Source organism: Serratia sp. Tan611 (assembly GCF_905188235.1).
Taxonomy (GTDB): domain Bacteria; phylum Pseudomonadota; class Gammaproteobacteria; order Enterobacterales; family Enterobacteriaceae; genus Serratia_B; species Serratia_B rhizosphaerae.
This window is the reverse complement of sequence record NZ_LR994655.1, coordinates 2615263-2632825: the sequence shown is the minus strand read 5'-3', so window position 1 is coordinate 2632825 and position 17563 is coordinate 2615263. Positions and strand designations below refer to the sequence as shown.

17 protein-coding genes are annotated in these 17563 nt (G+C 60.6%); 5 read left to right on the top strand and 12 right to left on the bottom strand.

The features are described from left to right. Window positions 1–82: 82 nt before the first annotated feature. Entirely contained in the window at window positions 83–1369 is a 1287-nt protein-coding gene (locus tag TAN611_RS12395; RefSeq protein WP_172606340.1) for an MFS transporter, read from the bottom strand. 126 nt (window positions 1370–1495) lie between these two features. On the opposite strand from TAN611_RS12395, the gene TAN611_RS12390 reads away from it, so the two are divergent. The 3 genes from TAN611_RS12390 (at window position 1496) to bioD (ending at window position 4617) form a co-directional block, all read left to right on the top strand. Then, on the top strand, window positions 1496–2404 hold the full coding sequence (locus TAN611_RS12390; RefSeq protein ID WP_105231269.1) for a LysR family transcriptional regulator: 909 nt from the start codon (window positions 1496–1498) through the stop codon (window positions 2402–2404). 150 nt (window positions 2405–2554) lie between these two features. Then, window positions 2555–3772 carry an ROK family transcriptional regulator gene (locus TAN611_RS12385; protein WP_105231268.1) on the top strand — a complete coding sequence of 406 codons (1218 nt, stop codon included), beginning with the start codon at window positions 2555–2557 and terminating at the stop codon, window positions 3770–3772. A 173-nt stretch (window positions 3773–3945) separates the two neighbouring features. Next, window positions 3946–4617: a dethiobiotin synthase gene (gene bioD / locus TAN611_RS12380; RefSeq protein ID WP_203066515.1), complete on the top strand. Its 672-nt coding sequence runs from the start codon at window positions 3946–3948 to the stop codon at window positions 4615–4617. Here bioD and clcB read toward each other — a convergent pair. From clcB to TAN611_RS12350, 6 genes are all read right to left on the bottom strand, one after another. After that, window positions 4614–5894 (bottom strand): voltage-gated ClC-type chloride channel ClcB, encoded by a 1281-nt coding sequence (gene clcB, locus TAN611_RS12375; RefSeq protein WP_111738052.1) that lies wholly within the window; start codon window positions 5892–5894, stop codon window positions 4614–4616. The two genes, bioD and clcB, sit on opposite strands and share 4 nt — an antisense overlap. Before the next feature lie 117 nt (window positions 5895–6011). Further along, window positions 6012–7382: a cytochrome c peroxidase gene (locus TAN611_RS12370; protein ID WP_111737022.1), complete on the bottom strand. Its 1371-nt coding sequence runs from the start codon at window positions 7380–7382 to the stop codon at window positions 6012–6014. Between the two features lie 206 nt (window positions 7383–7588). Continuing rightward, window positions 7589–8728: an osmoprotectant ABC transporter ATP-binding protein OsmV gene (gene osmV / locus TAN611_RS12365; protein WP_197949586.1), complete on the bottom strand. Its 1140-nt coding sequence runs from the start codon at window positions 8726–8728 to the stop codon at window positions 7589–7591. Beyond that, a complete protein-coding gene (gene osmW / locus TAN611_RS12360) occupies window positions 8728–9375 on the bottom strand; it encodes an osmoprotectant ABC transporter permease OsmW (RefSeq protein ID WP_105231264.1) in 648 nt (215 codons plus the stop codon). Before osmW ends, osmV begins: the two co-directional genes overlap by 1 nt. Before the next feature lie 9 nt (window positions 9376–9384). Then, window positions 9385–10293, bottom strand: a complete 909-nt coding sequence (locus TAN611_RS12355) for a glycine betaine ABC transporter substrate-binding protein (RefSeq protein WP_105231263.1) — start codon at window positions 10291–10293, stop codon at window positions 9385–9387. A 10-nt stretch (window positions 10294–10303) separates the two neighbouring features. Further along, window positions 10304–11020, bottom strand: a complete 717-nt coding sequence (locus TAN611_RS12350; protein WP_105231262.1) for an ABC transporter permease — start codon at window positions 11018–11020, stop codon at window positions 10304–10306. Window positions 11021–11535: 515 nt separating this feature from the next. On the opposite strand from TAN611_RS12350, the gene TAN611_RS12345 reads away from it, so the two are divergent. After that, window positions 11536–13023 (top strand): MDR family MFS transporter, encoded by a 1488-nt coding sequence (locus TAN611_RS12345; RefSeq protein ID WP_105231261.1) that lies wholly within the window; start codon window positions 11536–11538, stop codon window positions 13021–13023. 36 nt (window positions 13024–13059) lie between these two features. Here the strand turns inward: TAN611_RS12345 and TAN611_RS12340 are convergent, their stop codons facing one another. Next, a complete protein-coding gene (locus TAN611_RS12340) occupies window positions 13060–13359 on the bottom strand; it encodes a DUF1161 domain-containing protein (protein WP_105233362.1) in 300 nt (99 codons plus the stop codon). Between the two features lie 90 nt (window positions 13360–13449). After that, complete coding sequence (locus tag TAN611_RS12335) at window positions 13450–13818, bottom strand: DUF1283 family protein (protein ID WP_105231260.1); 369 nt, start codon at window positions 13816–13818, stop codon at window positions 13450–13452. A gap of 167 nt (window positions 13819–13985) precedes the next feature. On the opposite strand from TAN611_RS12335, the gene TAN611_RS12330 reads away from it, so the two are divergent. Continuing rightward, window positions 13986–14312, top strand: coding sequence for a YnfA family protein (locus TAN611_RS12330; RefSeq protein WP_197949584.1), 327 nt, complete (start codon window positions 13986–13988; stop codon window positions 14310–14312). 34 nt (window positions 14313–14346) lie between these two features. On the opposite strand, the gene ydfG is transcribed toward TAN611_RS12330, so the two are convergent. From ydfG to TAN611_RS12315, 3 genes are all read right to left on the bottom strand, one after another. Continuing rightward, entirely contained in the window at window positions 14347–15096 is a 750-nt protein-coding gene (gene ydfG / locus TAN611_RS12325; protein ID WP_105231258.1) for a bifunctional NADP-dependent 3-hydroxy acid dehydrogenase/3-hydroxypropionate dehydrogenase YdfG, read from the bottom strand. 134 nt (window positions 15097–15230) lie between these two features. After that, a complete protein-coding gene (locus tag TAN611_RS12320) occupies window positions 15231–15755 on the bottom strand; it encodes a GNAT family N-acetyltransferase (protein ID WP_105231257.1) in 525 nt (174 codons plus the stop codon). Window positions 15756–15895: 140 nt separating this feature from the next. Then, window positions 15896–17329, bottom strand: a complete 1434-nt coding sequence (locus TAN611_RS12315; protein ID WP_111737025.1) for an MFS transporter — start codon at window positions 17327–17329, stop codon at window positions 15896–15898. Window positions 17330–17563 lie beyond the last annotated feature (234 nt).

Below are 17563 nucleotides of genomic sequence, written 5' to 3'. Positions count from 1 at the left end.
GTAGTCAAGGCCAAACAGGACAGACAAGGTGAGACGGGCGGAGAATATAGGCGCGGCGAGGGCCGCGCCCACAGCGGCAGAGTTAAACGCGTGCGGCTTCAGGCAGTTTGCGCAGGTAGTGCACCACGAACAGCGACAGCAGCAGCATCACGCCGATAAAGGCCACCACGCCGCTCCAGCCGAAGCTGTGCCAGAACACGCCGCCGAGCGTGCCGGCGACGCTGGATCCGGCGTAATAGCTGAACAGATATAGCGAGGAGGCCTGGCCTTTGGCGCGGCGAGCGCGGCGGCCAATCCAACTGCTGGCCACCGAGTGGGCGGCGAAGAAGCCGGCGGTAAACAGCATCATGCCGACAAAGATCACCGCCACCGGCGCCAGCGCGGTGAGAAGAATGCCGCTCAGCATAATCAGGATCGATCCCAGCAGCACCGGGCCGCGGCCAAAACGCGCCGTCATCGCGCCGGCTTTCGGCGAACTGTAAGAACCGGTGAGATACACCACCGACAGCAGGCCGACAATCGCCTGGCTCAGGTGGTAAGGGTTTGCCAGCAGCCGATAGCCGATGTAGTTGAACAGGGTGACAAAGCTGCCCATCAGCAGAAAACCTTCGGCAAACAGCAGCGGCAGCCCTTTATCGTGCCAGTGCAGCTTGAAGTTGATCATCAGCGTGCGCGGGCGCAGCGAACTGGCGCGAAAATGTTTAGAGGCCGGCAGAATGCGCCAGAACACAAAAGCTGCGATCAGCGCGAACAGGCCGATTACCGCCAGCGATACGCGCCAGGAGAAGAAATCGGTCAGTACGCCGGTCACCAGACGGCCGCTCATGCCGCCGATGGAGTTACCGCTGATATACAGCCCCATGGAGAACGCCACAAAGCTGGGGTGAATCTCTTCGCTCAGGTAGGTCATGCCCACCGCCGCCAGCCCGCTCAAGGACAGCCCGATCAGCGCGCGCATCAGCAAAATGCCGTGCCAGCTGGTCATCACCGCGCAGATCAGCGTACACACCGCCGCCAGCAGCAGCGCCACCACCATCACCGATTTACGGCCGATGGCGTCGGACAGCGGGCCGGTAAACATCAGGCCGATTGCCAGCAGCCCGGTGGAGAAGGAGAGCGACAGGCTGCTTTCGGCCGGAGAGATGCCGAAGTCCTGCGACAGCACCGGCAGGATCGGCTGTACGCAGTACAGCAGTGCGAAGGTGGCCAGACCGGCGGAAAACAGCGCCAGCGTCACGCGCATAAACTGCGGCGTACCGCGTTCAATATAGGGGAGTTTGTTCAACGAAGAGCGTTGGGTTTTTGGCGCAGCGGCCGCCGTTTCATCATTGGCGGCCCGCGTCGACGGCGTCTTGGCCGCAGAACGCATTGGGGAATTCACACAGGTTCCTTACCGGACTTCGGAAATACACAGCGATGGTTGCTGTATAAAATCATAGGGAGCGGCGAATTTTTTGTCTAATATATTAATAATTAAAATTGAGACGTTTTAAATATGAATATCGAACTGCGCCACCTGCGTTACTTTATCGCCGTTGCGGAAGAGCTGCACTTTGGCCGCGCCGCCCAGCGCCTGCGGATTTCGCAGCCGCCGCTCAGCCAGCAGATACAGGCGTTGGAAGAGATGGTCGGCGCGCGTTTGCTGGCGCGCAACAACCGCAACGTCAGCCTGACGCAGGCCGGCGAAATGTTCCTGAAAGAGGCCTGGCAGGTGATCGACCAGGTGAATCGTGCGGCGGAAAAGGCGGCACGTCTGGAGCGCGGCGAATCGGGAGAACTGACCATCGGTTTCACCTCGTCGGCGCCGTTTATCGGCGCGGTGTCGCGTAATCTGCGCGCATTCCGGCAGCAGCATCCCGACGTGCATATTAAAATGCGTGAAATCAATACCAAGCAACAGTTGGAACCGTTATTGAACGGCGAGCTGGATCTGGGCGTGATGCGCAATACCAAGCTGCCGGATGCCTTGCGGCACACGCTGCTGCTGCGCGAACCGATGCTGGCCGTGGTGCCGGAAGGGCACCCGCTGGCGCAGCTGGCGCCGGATGCTCTGCGTTTTAGCCATCTGGCGCAGGAGCCGTTTGTGTTTTTCTCGCGTGAGGTCGGCACCGCGCTGTACGATGAAACGCTGCTGCTGTTGGAGAACGCCGGCATCACGCCGTATATCACGCAGGAAGTGGGCGAGGCGATGACCATTATCGGCCTGGTGTCCGCCGGGTTGGGGATTTCCATCCTGCCGGCTTCGTTCGGCCGGGTGAAGCTTGACGGCGTAAAATACCTGCCGCTGGCCGAACCGCAGGCGCAAACCGAAGTCTGGCTGGTGCACCATCGCCAGCGGCCGTTAACCGCTGCCGCCCGTGCGCTGATGCAAATGATGCTGACGCGCGCCGAAGCGCCGGTTTAACCGGCGTAAATACGATGAACTTCACTGAAACAAAGCGGAATTTGTGCTGCTAATCACATAACGAATCAAATAGTTGACGCTTTATTATAAAAGCTCCACCATACCCTTTAGTCTTTATTTAGCAGCGCGAAAAATAGTAGGAGCCGGTTTGTGATTGCGGACGCTCAGCCTGGGCATATTGATCAGATCAAACAAACAAATGCAGGGGCGGTGTACCGACTGATCGATCAGCACGGGCCGATTTCGCGAATTGAACTGTCAAAGCGCGCCCAGCTGGCGCCGGCCAGCATCACCAAAATCGTGCGCGAACTGCTGGAAGCCCATCTGGTCAGAGAGACCGAATATCAGGAAGTGGGCAGCCGCGGCCGCCCGGCCGTCGGGCTGGTGCTGGATACCGAGGCCTGGCACTACCTGTCCGCCCGCATCAGCCGCGGCAGCATTACGCTGGCGCTGCGCGATCTCAGTAGCAAAATGGTGGTGGAAGAGCAACTGCCGCTGGCGGCGGAGCATGACGAGCCGCTGCTGACGCGTATTCTGACGGAAGTCGATCAATTCTTCAGTCGCCATCAGCGTCTCCTGGAGCGCCTGACGGCGATCGCCATCACCCTGCCGGGGATGATCGATGCCGCCAATGGTATTGTGCACCGTATGCCGTTTTATACGGTGGAAGATATGCCGCTGGGGCCGGCGCTGTCGGCCCGAACCGGTTTGCCGGTGTTCCTGCAGCATGACATCGGCGCCTGGACCATGGCCGAGGCGCTGTACGGCGCCTCACGCGGCTGTCAGAACGTGATTCAGGTAGTGATTGACCATAACGTCGGCGCGGGAGTGATTACCGGCGGGCGGGTGCTGCACACCGGCAGCCAGCGGGTGGTGGAGATTGGCCATACCCAGGTCGATTCGTACGGCAAGCGCTGTTATTGCGGCAACCACGGCTGCCTGGAAACGGTGGCCAGCATTGAGAATATGCTGGAGATAGCCCAGCAGCGGTTGCAGGTATCCGCTGGTTCTACGCTGCGCGATCAGCCGCTGACGGTGGAATCCTTGTGCGATGCGGCGCTGACCGGCGATCGACTGGCTAAAGATATTATTTTAAGCGTCGGGCACAGCGTCGGACGCATTTTGGCGATAATGGTCAATCTGTTTAATCCGGAAAAGATCCTGATCGGCTCGCCGCTTAACCGTGCGGCGGAGATTCTGCATCCCGCGATCATGTCCTGTATTCTCCAGCAGTCCTTACCAATTTATAGCCAGGCGCTGCAGGTTGAGTCCACGCAATTTTTCAATCAGGGCACCATGCCCGGCGCAGCGTTGGTGAAAGAGGCGCTGTACAACGGTTCGCTGTTGGTGAAACTGTTGCAGGGCTAGCGCTTTTGTCGCTGCACGCCAGCTCGTATCAGAGATTGTTATTATTTAACGACAAAATATTGAGCTACCTCAATCCGCCCGCATTTTGTATCCCCTAGAATTTCTCCGTTCTACCTTCCGCCGAAGTGATGGCATTTTTTTTGGTTAACGGAGCATCCCGGGGCATTTTATTCATGTTAAAGCGTTTATTTGTTACAGGTACGGACACCTCTGTGGGTAAAACGGTGATTTCCCGCGCTTTACTGCAGGCTTTCGCCGCACAGGGGCGTAGCGCCGTAGGCTATAAGCCTATTGCGGCGGGCTGTCAGGAAACCAGCGAAGGTATTCGCAATAAAGACGCTTTGGTGCTGCAGGCCTCTTCCTGCGTGCCGCTGAGCTATGAGGAGATCAATCCGATCACCTGTCTGGATGAAGTTTTTCATGCCCACGCCAGCGATGGCGTCAACTACGAGCTGATGAGCTGCGGCCTGAAACAGATAGCGGAAAAGGCCGAGGTGGTGGTGGTTGAGGGCAGCGGCGGTTGGCAGGTGCTGATGAGCGATCTGCGCCCGTATGCCGATTGGGTGGCGCAGGAACAGCTGCCGGTGGTGTTGGTGGTGGGGATTAAAGAAGGCTGCGTCAGCCATGCGCTGTTGACCGCGCAGGCGATCGCCCATGCCGGCCTGCCGCTGCTGGGCTGGGTTGCCAACCGTATCAACCCGGGGCTGGCGCACTATGCGGAAACCATCGATGCCCTACAGCAGCGGATTGCGGCGCCGCTGCTGGGGGAAATTCCTTACCTGCCACGCGCGGAGCAGCGCGAACTGGCCCATTATCTGGACATCAGCGCGCTGCTGAATGGCTAAGCGTTGTGGTAGACCGATACCGGACGTAACCCGCGGGAGATAGTGGTGGCGATCACGCAGGAGAGCAGGATGCCGGGCAGCAGGGTGTATTCGCCGGTCATCTCGAACACCATCAGCGCCGCCATAATCGGCGCATGGGTGGTGGCCGCCAGCAGGGTTGCCATGCCGGTCAGCGCCATCAGCAGCGGGATCGCGCTGCCCAATTCCGGCCACAGGGCGCACAGCTGGCCGACCAGCGAACCGAGCGCCGCACCGACGAACAGCGTTGGCGTAAATACGCCGCCGGGTGCGCCGGAGCCGCTGCTGGCCAGCACCGCCAGTAGTTTGCAGATCAGAATCGCGCCGACCAACAGCACGCCCGGCGGTGCGCTAAGCAGCGCCTGCACCACGCTATAACCGTTCCCCCACACTTCAGGAAACAGCAGCGACAGCAGCCCGACGATCAGCCCGCCCAGCGCCAGCTGCAATGGCGGCGGCAGGCGTAATGAGCGGAAAGCGTGTCCGGTGGCGGACATCGCCGACAGAAACAGCGGCCCGCAGATGCCGGCCAGCACGCCGAGCAGCGCCATCAGCAGATATTGCAGCGGCAACGGAGCCGGCAGCGGTTCGACGTTATACAGCGGCGCCTGGCCGCCGCTCAGCAGATTGGTCACCAGCAGGGCGCTGACGGCGGCGATCACCACCGGCCCCAGCGACGCCAGCATCAGCGTGCCAAACAGAATTTCCGCAATAAACAGGCTGCCCGCCAGCGGGGCGTGGTAGGCGCTGGCCATCCCGGCGGCGGCGCCGCAGGCCACCCACAGTTTCCATTCGCTTTCACGGGTAAAACGCTGGGCAAACACCGAGGCAATCAGCGCCGCCAGCAGGATCATCGCGCCTTCGCGGCCAATGGCGCTGCCGCTGGAGACCACCAGCAACGACGCCAGACACTTCACCAGACTGGCCTTGACGTCCAGCCGGCCGTCGCCGGTTTCAATCGCTTCCATATAGTCGGTCGGCGCGTTGGGCTGCTGATGCTGATAGCGCTGATAGATCCACAGCAGAAAGCCGGCCGCCAGTCCGCCCAGCGCCGGCGTCAGCACGCGTCGCCAGGCGGGCAGCGAGGCAGCGGCGGCCACCAGGCTGCCGTCTTCATGGTCGAGCAGCAGCCACTCCAGCCCCAGCATGGCGCGGTGAAACAGCCAGACCACCAGCGCGGCGGCAATACCGAGGAAGACCGCAATGAACAGGCGGCGCAGCAGGGCGCGATAGTGGCGCAGATGAATCCGTCTTTTCATGCGTCCGTCAAAATAAAATAGTGAATAAAATGAATGAGGCAGGAAGGCATTGTGCTTGTCTGGCGGTGGGAAAACCAGCGAATCTTTGCAGATCCGCTGGTGAGACGACATTCTGGCTTAGTTCGCCGGCGGGGAGGAGGGTTGGTATTTGCCGGTCATGCCATCCAGCAGCGCGACCAGGTCGTCGACGTCGCTGTCAGGCAGCGTGACGCCGACCTGATACTTCAGCATATCCTTCACCGCCTGGTGCAGGCTGGTGACGCTGCCGTCGTGGAAATACGGGGCGGTCAGTGCGACGTTGCGCAGGGTCGGCGTCTTGAAGCGGTGACGGTCGGCTTCATTTTTGGTGACATTGTAACGCCCGTTGTCGGCCTCGGTCAGATTGCCGCGGTCGGCGAAGTAGTCGGCTTTCAGCCCCATCACTTCATACGACTGGCCGCCGAGGTTTTCGCCGGTATGGCAGGTGCCGCATTTGTTGTCGCGGAACAGCTGATAGCCGCGCTTTTGCTGGGCGGTCAGCGCGCTTTCGTCGCCTTTCAGATAGCGATCGAACGGGCTGTCCGGCGTCAGCAGGGTTTTTTCAAACTCGGCGATGGCGTCGGTAATGTTATCGCCGGAGAAACCGTCGGCGTAAACGCGCTGGAAATCCGCCTTCAGTCGCGCGTCCTGGTCCAGCTTGCCGATAATCTGATCCCAGGAGGTGGAGGCCATTTCAACCGGGTTGAGCGGCGGTCCGCCGGCCTGCTGCTGCAGATCCGCGGCGCGGCCGTCCCAGAACTGTGAAAAGTTCAGCGCGGCGTTAAACACCGTCGGCGCGTTGATCGGCCCGTGCTGGTCGTTGACCCCCAGTGAAGTGACGCGACCGTCCACGCCGCCGGCGCCCAGTTGGTGGCAATGGGCGCAGGAGATGCTGTTATCGGCAGACAGACGCGGATCGTGGAACAGGCGGAAGCCCAGCGCCACTTTTTGTGCGTCGGTCGGCAGCGAGTCAGGCAGCGGCTGCAGCGCCTGACCGCGCAGCGCTTCCGGCGTACCCGGACGGGTATAGAAGCGTTCACGCTGGGTGCGGATCCAGTTCAGCAGGGTCTGCCGGTCGGCGTCACCCAGTTCGCCGGACCAGTGCACCGCTTTATAGCGCATCGGTGGCATTTCACCGCTTTGCAGCACCGCTTCCATTTTCGCCAGATCCACTTCCGGCACCGCGCCGTCCTGGCTCAGTGCCTTCAGGGTCGGGTTCAGGTCGAAATGTTGCGAACCGGTTTTGATATCGTACTGCATCAGCTGCTTGGCCACCGGCAGGCTGGCGTAGAAGGGCAGTTCGGCGGATTGGGTATGGCAGTAATCACAGCCATGCTTGGTGAAAATAGCGTTGATGTCATTATCGGCAGTCGCGGGCTGGCGCTGCTGATCGTAATGATAGATATAACCGACGATGCCCAGATACCCCGCGATCGCCAGGATCGCACACCCCAAAATAATTTTTTTCATCTTGCTCTCGCTCCATTGAGTTTGCTTACAGTGATTGCCGCGCCATCCAACGGGATGGCGAAAAAAACGGCAGTATGGATTGTCGGAGGACGGGCGCGGATGATACTTGATTGATATCAAGCAATTATAGAGTTATGGGCTATCGCTGGAATAGGTTTTGGCTATGGTTCAGAGAAACGGCGGCCGGGGCCGCCAAATTTCAGAATTTACTGAGGATTCAAGGCCCTGCGGGTACGCCCGGAGCTAAGATAATCAGCGATATAATCTTGCGAAATCTCCCCGCTGTAGCGGCCGTCTTCATCGACGATCGGCATCCATGAGGTGTTGTGCTCATACAGCTTCGACAGCACCACGCGCAGGTTTTCCTCGGCTTTGCCGTGCACGCGGAAGTGGTGAATGGCGTCGGCGCAGACGCCCTGTGCGCCGCGCGCCTCACGGCGTTTGACGTAGCCCAGCGGCTTACCGTCATCGTCCACCACCGTCACCGAACGCGCATCGTTGTCATCCATCAGGGCGAAGGCGTCGGCCAGCGAGGTGGATTTACGCACCGTGACGGTGGGCTGCTGGTCGGTGACGTCGCCGGCCTGCACCAGCAGCAGGCGCTTCAGCGTACGGTCCTGGCCGACAAATGAGGCGACGAACTCATTGGCCGGGCGCGCCAGCAGCTCGTCCGCGCTGGCGTTCTGCACGATTTTGCCCTGACGGAACACGGCGATGCGGTCGCCCAGTTTAAGCGCCTCATCAATATCGTGGCTGACCAGCATCACGGTTTTCTTCAGCTGGCGCTGCATATCGAGAAACTCATTCTGGATAGTCTCGCGGTTAATCGGGTCGACGGCGCCGAACGGTTCATCCATCAGCAGCACCGGCGGATCGGCGGCCAGCGCGCGGATCACGCCGATACGCTGCTGTTGGCCGCCGGACATCTCTTTCGGATAGCGGCTGAGAAAACGCTTCGGATCCAGCGCCACCATGCTCATCAGCTCTTCGGCGCGCTCGCGGCAGCGCTGTTTGTCCCAGCCCAGCATGCGCGGCACCACGGTGATGTTCTCCTCAATGGTCATATTGGGGAACAGGCCGATTTGCTGGATCACGTAGCCGATATTGCGCCGCAGGGTGACGGTGTCCAGGCCGGCGGTATCCTCACCGTTAATCAGGATTTTGCCGCTGGTCGGCATAATCAGGTGGTTAATCATTTTCAGCGTGGTGGTTTTGCCGCAGCCGGACGGGCCGAGCAATACGCAGATTTCGCCGGCGGGCACTTCCAGATTAACATTATCGACGGCGTTGAACGCTTTGCCGTTCTTCTGTACGAACTGTTTGGTCAGGTTTTCTAATTTAATCATTAGCGGATCCCCTTGGGCGTGAGGGCAATTTGTAAGCGGTGCAGCAGCCAGTCAAGCACGATCGCCAGCAGGCTGATCATGACGGCGCCGGTAATCAGTTGGCGGATGTCGCTGCCGCTGATGCCGTTAAGCAGCAGCAGGCCGAGGCCGCCGGCGCCGATGACGGCGGCAATCGCCATCACGCCGATATTCATCACCACGGCGGTGCGGATGCCGCCGAAAATTACCGGCAGCGCCACCGGAATTTCGACCCAGCGCAGCCGCTGCCAGAAGGTCATGCCGATACCCTGGCCGGCTTCACGCAGGCCGCCGGGCAGATTGTCCAGCGCGGTGTGGGTATTGCGCACGATCGGCAGCAGCGAGTAGAGGAACACCGCGGTGACCGCCGGCAGGTAGCCGATGCCGTGACCGATCAGCGAAAACAGCGGAATCATCAGGCCGAACAGCGCAATGGACGGAATGGTCAGCACGATGGTGGCCAGGCTGAGAATGGGCGTCGCCAGCCATTTATGGCGCACGATCAGCACGCCGAGCGGGACGCCGATCAAAATGGCCAGGCCGACGGCCAGCCCGACCAGCATCATATGTTCCAGCGTCAGACCGGCGATGTAGCCCCAGTTCTGCCATGCATAGATTAAGGTTTGCATCATCTCTCCTTAAATCAGGCCCTGTTGCTTCAGGAAGTCGCGGGCGACCTGCTGCGGCGTCTGATAATCGATATCGACTTTGGCGTTCAGGCGGGTGATCACCGGGTTGGTCAGCTGCTTCGACAGGGTATTGAGCGCCTTTTCCAGCCCCGGCGTGTTTTTCAGCACGTCGGCGCGCACCACCGGCGTGACCGCATAGCTGGGGAAGTAGCCTTTATCATCGTCCAGCACCTGCAGGTCGAAGCCCTGCACCCGGCCGTCGGTGGTGTAGATCAGGCCGGCGTCGACAAAGCCGTCGCGGATGGCGTTATACACCAGACCCGGATCCATCTGACGAATCTGCGGGCGATCGAGCGGCATGTTGTACAGCTTCTGCAGCGGCTTCAGGCCGTCGGAACGCCCGGCAAACTCCAGGTCCAGTCCGAGCAGCCAGTTATTATCGGGGTCGTCCCGGCGCACCTGCTCGATTTTGGCCACCAGTTGCGACATGGTGCGGATATTTTCCTTTTCGGCGCGTTTGCGCTGCATGGCGAAGGCGTAGGTGTTGTTCATATCCGCCGGCTGCAGCCACACCAGGCCGAGTTTGGCGTCGAGTTTTTTCACCGTGTCGTAGGTTTGCTGCGGCGTCATGCGCTGCTTAATATGGTTAAAGATAATCAGCGAGGTGCCGGTGTATTCCCAGGTCATATCGATCTGCTTATTGATCATCGCATTGCGGGTGATCACCGTGGCCAGGTTGGTTTTCGGCTCCACCTGGAATCCCTGCGTGCGCAGATACTGCACCGTGATTTCCGACAAAATACGCTGTTCGGTAAAGTTCTTGCTGGCCAGCGTCAGCGGAGCGGCCCAACTGACGCTGGTAAACAGCAGCAGCGCGCTGAGCAGCGCCGCTTTACCTTGTTTCAGCCAAGGGGTCATGGTGTTCTCCTCAGGATGCGGTGTGCGGGCTGAGCCAGCGGCCCAGCCCGGCCAGTGCCAGATCGAGCAGCAGCGCAATCAGCGCGGTGGCGGCGGCGCCCAGAATCAGGGTCGGGAAATCGTTGAGATAGATGCCCGGGAAGATCAGTTCGCCGTAGCTGCTGGCGCCGATCAGGAAGGCCAGCGGCGCGGTGCCGACGTTAATCGCCATCGCAATGCGCACGCCGGCCATAATCACCGGCAGCGCGTTGGGCAGTTCGACCTGGCGCAGGCGCTGGGCGGCGGTCATGCCGATGCCGTTGGCCGCTTCCAGCAGCGGCGCCGGTACGGAAATCAGCCCGGAATAGGTGTTGCGTACGATGGGCAGCAGCGACGCCAGAAACAGCGCCACCACCGCCGGCTTGTCACCGATACCGACGATCACCATCGCCAGTGCCAGCACCGCCAGCGGCGGCAGAGTGTTGCCGACGTTGAAGATTTGCATGACGTATTCGGCCCAGCGACGGGCGAAGGGGCGGCTGAGCAGGATACCGCTGGGAATGCCGACCAGCAGCGCCAGCAGCATGGAGCAGAACACCAGGAACATATGCTGCTCGCCGAGATAAATCAGGTCGACCTGCCGCGCTTTTATCGTCTCCCAGCCGATGCCGTAGATCAGCAGAGCGATCACGGCCAGCAGCAGCAGGCCGCCGAGAACAAAGCGCCGTTGGTGCGCTGAGGTAGTCATGTGGTGCGTCCTCCGTAGTGCGTAACGCCGGTTATAGGGCGCAGTGACGCGCGATGGCGACCCACAGTTGCCGGTGGGGGCCAAACGGGCGTATCGCATTAAAAATGGTGTTATTGGGCAGAAGGCGGCCTCGTCCATGCATTACGCAGAGTGCTGTCCCAATAAGGCTTTAAAATCAATTGTTAATAATGATTTTAACGATTACGAAAGCTGCCGGATCGTGCTGCGTCCGGCTGAATCAAGGTATAACATCCTGTTGTTTTGCTTGACAAGTTTTGCCAGCGAAATCAGGCGATTGAATTTAACAATTTTTTTACCTTAGCCCGCATGGTAGCTAGCCGTAGGCGGTAATGAAAAAAATTACCCGACTTTTCGTTACGCTGTCACAAAATGTTCAATTGATGCCTTTTTAAACTACCGAGATCGCAGAGCGGACAGCGAGCCGGCGGCTTGTCGAGCTGCGCTGATATACTTGATTCTTATTGCCTCACACTTGCGGATTTACTGGTTAAATAATGACTAATGACCTTTTTGCCACCAGGGTGGCGCACCGGCCGCTGATTCTGATCGCCTGTATGCTGGCGATGTTTATGTCGGCCATTGAAGCCACCATTGTGGCGACCGCCATGCCGACCATCATCGCCGATTTGGGCGGCTTTTCGCTGCTTGGCTGGGTGTTTGCGGTCTATTTGCTCACCCAGGCGATTACCATTCCGATTTATGGCCGGCTGGCGGATCTCTATGGTCGCAAGCGGGTCTTTTTCTTCGGCGCTGCGCTGTTTTTGCTGGGGTCTATCCTGTGCGGCTTCTCGCCGAATATGTACTGGCTGATTGGTTTCCGTCTGCTGCAAGGGCTGGGCGCCGGGGCGGTGATGCCGATCGCCACCACCATTATCGGTGACGTCTACGGACCGGACGAACGGCCGAAAGTGATGGGCTATCTGTCCAGCGTGTGGGGGTTTTCCGCCATTATCGGCCCGCTGCTGGGGGCGTTTATCGTCGAACATCTGCCGTGGGCGCTGGTGTTCTGGGTCAATCTGCCGATCGGCCTGCTGGCGATGGCGCTGCTGGGGCGCTACCTGCCGTCCGGCGAGCGGGTGCGCAACCACGCGCTGGACTGGGCGGGCACCGCCTGGATGACGCTGTTCGTCGCCAGTCTGCTGCTGGCGCTGCTGCAGGCGGATACGCTGGGGATAGGGATCGTGCCGATGCTGCTGCTGGCGGCGCTGTCGCTGTGGCTGCTGATTCGTCAGGAGCGCCGCGCGCCGGAGCCGCTGTTCCCGCTGGCGCTGTGGCGCAGCCGGGTGATCGTCGCCGGCAACGTCGGCGGCCTGGCGATCGGCGCGGCGATGATGGGCATCAGCGCATTTCTGCCCACCTTTATTCAGGGCGCGATGGGCGGTACGCCGCTGCAGGCCGGCACCACGCTGGCCCTGATGTCGATAGGCTGGCCGCTGGCCAGCACCTTCAGCGGCCGGTTGATGCTGCTGACCTCTTACCGCACCACGGCGCTGCTGGGGGCCGGGCTGCTGGTCGCCGGCGGGGCGATTTTACTGCTGTTACAGCCGGACGGCGGTCTGCTGTGGGGGCGGGTGGCGGCCTTTATGGTCGGCGCCGGCATGGGGTTGTGCAACACCACTTTTCTGGTGTCGGTGCAAAACGCCGCGCATCACAGCATCCGCGGCATCGCCACCGCCTGTACGGTGTTTACCCGCATGATGGGCTCGGCGATCGGCACCGCGATTCTCGGCGCGACGCTGAATATCAACCTGCAGCTGCGTTTGCCGCAGACCGCTGATCCGGTACAGCAGCTGATGGATCCGGCGCGGCGTGCGGCGCTGGATGCGGAAACGCTGGGGGCGTTGAGTCATCAGGTTGCGCTGTCATTGCACTGGGTATTTCTGGTTTCGGCGCTGGTGTCGCTGTGCGCGTTGGGCGCCGCGCTGCTGGTGCCGGCGCATCAGCGGCCGCAGAGCGAAGAGGGCGAGGCGGAGCGGGTCTGAAAGAAAGCGGGCGCAGCGTGCTGCGCCCGTGAACGGTTATTGCGGTGCGTTGGCATCCTGGCTGGTGCCGGTGGCCGCTGCATCGCTGCCGTCATCGCCGTTGGCGAGACGGGTGTAGACAATTTTCTGTGTGTCGTTTTCGCAATGGCCGACAACCTGGCCGCCGGCCTGTTCGGCCTGATCGTTCGGCACGATATCCAGTTTGAAGCCGGATTCCGGTACGCCGTTGGCGATAATTTTTTGCGAAATTTCCGCCTTCACGCTTTCGCATGAGGCAAAGGCCGCCAGCGGCGCCGTGGCCAATAACAGTGCACTCAGTATCAGCGCTTTTTTCATCATTCTGTCCTTGGTTGAGAATGAATTTCCTTTATCAGGATAGCAGTTGCCGATGTGAAAATTAACGCCTACGCAGCGGCTGCAGGCGGTTTAAGGATTAATCCGACGGCCGGTGGTGCGGTCAAGACATTTCAGCGTTGACGGCTCCCAATAGGCGTTGACGTTCAGGCTGTCGTTACAGCGATCTTCATCATCCGCCGCTCTGTCCAGCTTATCGAAGTCTTTCTCCACGCGGGTATTGACCTTGTGGCGCAGGTTACGGGTGTCGTTCCACTGCTCTTTGCTCTGGCGCGCGTTTTCATTGGACATGGCGGTGCCGCCGTTGCCGTCAACGGTAACGCAGGTACTGCCCTGGGTGCAGCTGGCGGCCAGCGCCGGCAGTTGCCAGGCGCCAGACAGCGCCAATGCCGCGACCGGCAGCATCCTGCGCAGCAGTCGTTGGGAGAAAAGTGATTTCATCTTGTTATCCTTATGAGTTAGTGTTGCGACGCCGGACGCGCCGCGGCTGCGGCGATCCGGCACCTGACACGCGCTCGATGAGCGTTTGGTTAATAATAACACTGCGCACTTGCCGGAGACCAGCCAGGCGCGCTTTTCGTTTACCTTTTAGAGAGCTCAGGCACATCATGCTAAAAACCACCTTGCTCTTTTTCGCCACCGCCCTGGCGGAGATCGTCGGCTGCTTCCTGCCGTATTTGTGGCTGAAAAAGGGGGCGAGCGCCTGGCTGTTGCTGCCGGCGACGCTGAGTCTGATGGCGTTTGTCTGGCTGCTGACGCTGCATCCGGCGGCCAGCGGCCGGGTCTATGCGGCCTACGGCGGCGTATACGTGGCGACCGCGCTGCTGTGGCTGCGGGTGGTGGATGGGATAAAACTGACGGCGTTCGACTGGCTGGGTGCCGGGGTGGCGCTGGCGGGGATGCTGATTATCGTGGCCGGCTGGCGTGCAGCCTGAGAAACGGCGGCAGACAGCGTCTGCCGCGTGAGGGTCAGGCGTCGCGGTGGACGCTCAGTCCGGCGAAGGACTGGCTGACCGGCATGATTTCCAGCGTATTGATATTCACGTGCGACGGCAACGTCGCCACCCAATACACCGATTCGGCGATATCCTGCGGCGTCAGGGCGTTGGCGCCCTGATAGGTGCGGTCCACCTTGTCGTCGTCGCCTTTAAAGCGCACGTTGGAAAACTCGGTGCCGCCCACCAGGCCTGGCTCAATATCGGTCACGCGCAGGCGGGTGCCCTGCAGGTCGGCGCGCAGGCCGAGGCTGAACTGCTTGACGAACGCCTTGGTGGCGCCGTAAACGTTGCCGCCGGCATACGGCCAGTTGGCGGCGACAGAGCCGATATTGATCACATGGCCGACGTTGCGTTCCACCATGGCCGGCAGCAGTTCACGGGTCATATTGACCAGCCCTTTGGCGTTGGTGTCGATCATGGTTTCCCAGTCATCGGCGTTGGCCTTGTGCGCCGGCTCCAGTCCCAGCGCCAGCCCGGCGTTATTCACCAGCACGTCCACCTGACGCCACTGCGCCGGCAGGGCGGCGATGGCCTGATGAATGGCGGCGCGGTTGCGCACATCGAGTTGCACGGTATGCAGGGCGTCGCCCAGCTCATCCTTCAGGCTATCCAGACGGTCGATGCGACGACCGGTGGCAATCACCTGATGGCCCTGCTGAACAAACTTACGTGCAATAGCCTCGCCAAAACCGGCGGTGGCGCCGGTAACAAAAATAATCATCCCTCTGTTCCTCAACTGTTTTTACCCATGTCTGCATCTATGATTAGCATATTCCGCGCCACGGCGGCAAAGGAAGATGGCGGTGCGGCGCAGATTTGCCGTAGCGTGCTGCCGGGTGGCGAAATCAGCGCAGATTATTCGCTGAACGGCGGGATATGGTAGACCAGGCAGTCGAATTTGATGTTATCCCGACGGCCGTTGAATTCACCGTCCAGCGACTCGGCCAGCCGGCGGCTGGGAAGGTTCTGCTCCGCAACCGGATAGATAAAGTAGTGCGGCCGATAGCGTTCGCCGGCCCAGCGGGCAATCGCCTGCAGCAGTTCGCGGCCGTAGCCCTGATGCTGCTGGTCCTCTTTTACCCACAGCCCCAGCTCCGGCGTCGGCGAGCGCAGATTGTGCACGCCGCCCATACCGACAAACTGTTTGTCTTCGCGTCGGCGGACGACAAAAAAGATCTCTTCCCCTTCACGCATCAGCGGCAGCCAGCCCTGCCATACCTCGGCAAACGCCTCGGCGGAGGGTTCCGGCTCAAAACTCATAAAGCGGGTCAGGGTCGGTGTAATCGCCTGGTAAACCTCATCGGCGTCGGCTGCGCTAAAAGGGGTCAGCAACAGCCGTTCGCTGTTTACGCGGCACTGAGAAAGGTCACTGTGAATCATTATTCTTACCTCGCTTTTCAGGCCCGAATGGCAAAAAATCCGCCGGGCTGACGCCGGGCGGATCGTCGATATTACGTGGATTGTCAGCCGATGCGAGCCATTTTTACCCACCGGCGGATAAAAGGGCACAAAGCGTGCGGTTAACCGCGTTTTCCGCTCTCCGGCGCTGAGATAGGCGGCGTTTGCCGGCGGATTTCATTGCCGGCTTCGGCAGGCAGGCCGAAGCTGTCAACCACCGACAGCAGCGCAATACCGCCGATCACTACAAACGCCAGCTGGAAGTTGGCCAGCGGGATTGCATCGCCCGCCGGCGGGAACCAGATCTCCGCCAGCCGCAGAACCAGCGCGCCCACCGCGATACCCAGCCCGCCGCCCATCTGCTGCGCCACGTTGAACAGCGTATTGGCGTCGTTCATTTTACTTTGCGGCACTTCGGAAAATGCCAACGTATTGAGCGCGGTGAACTGCATGGAGCGCGTCAGGCCGCTGACGAACAGCAGGGCGATAATCAGCCAGATTGGCGTCTCCGGCGTCAGCAGCGCGCAGCCGAAGATAGCGGCGGCGTTGAGCAGGCCGTTGACCATCAGCGTGGTGCGGAAATTAAAGCGGTACAGAATGGCGGAGGTAAAGGGCTTCATCGCCAGGTTGCCGGCAAACACCGCCAGCACCAGCAGCCCGGCTTCAAAGGCGCTCAGGCCGAAACCGATCTGGAACAGCAGCGGCAGCAGAAAGGGCACCGCGCCGATGGCCAGCCGGAACAGCGTGCCGCCCCAGATAGTGACCGCGTAACTTTTGACCCGCATCGCCCACAGGTTGATCAGCGGAGCGGCATGCCGTTTGGCGTGGCGCACCGCCAGCGCGCCGACCGCCAGGCTGGCGGCGATGCACAACAGCGGCACCAGCCAGGAGAGCTGCGGATGGTTGATCAGATCCAGACCGAACATCAGGCCGAAGCAGGCAACGCCGGTCAGCACAAAGCCGATGCCGTCAAACGGTGCGCGCTCCTGCTGCGCCTCATCCGGGATCAGCCGCCAGGCCAGCGGCAGCGCCAGCAGCCCCAGCGGCAGGTTGAGAATAAAAATCCAGTGCCATGAGGCATAGGTGGTGATGAAGCCGCCGACCGGCGGCCCGAGGATCGGCGCCACCAGCCCGGGCCAGGTAATGGTGGCGATGGCTTTAATCAAACCGCTTTTATCGGTGTTGCGCAGCACCGCCAGCCGACCCACCGGCACCATCAGCGCACCGCCGAAGCCCTGCAGAATACGGGCGGCGGTAAAGGTGACCAGATCCGCGCTCAGCGCGCACAGCACCGAGGCCAGCGTGAAGATGACAATCGCCGCCGAGAACACGCGGCGTGCGCCAAAGCGGTTGGCGATCCAGCCGCTGGCGGGGATAAATACCGTCAGCGTCAGGATGTAGGCAACAACGCCGATATTCATATCCACCGGCTGCACGCCGAACGCGGCCGCCATCTGCGGCAGCGCGGTGACAATCACCGTACCGTCGAGGTTCTCCATAAAAAATGCGCCTGCCACCAGCAGCGGCAGCGCGCCGACGCGTGAAAAAACGCTCATAACAGAGCGTCCAGAGTAAAACAGCGGCGATTTTCCGGCATAACGGCAACCCAGTGGCGTAGATATTGGTACAGACAAGAGGGTGAGCATAGCGCAATGCGCCATTGTTAAAAAGTGGTTAATAAAGTGAAGGCATCTTTTGAGAATTACCGTAAATGTGAATACCGGATGGCAAAGGAGCGAGCGGCAAGCCGGCCTGCTGCCGCTGGCGCGAGCGGGGCTGCAGCCGTCTGC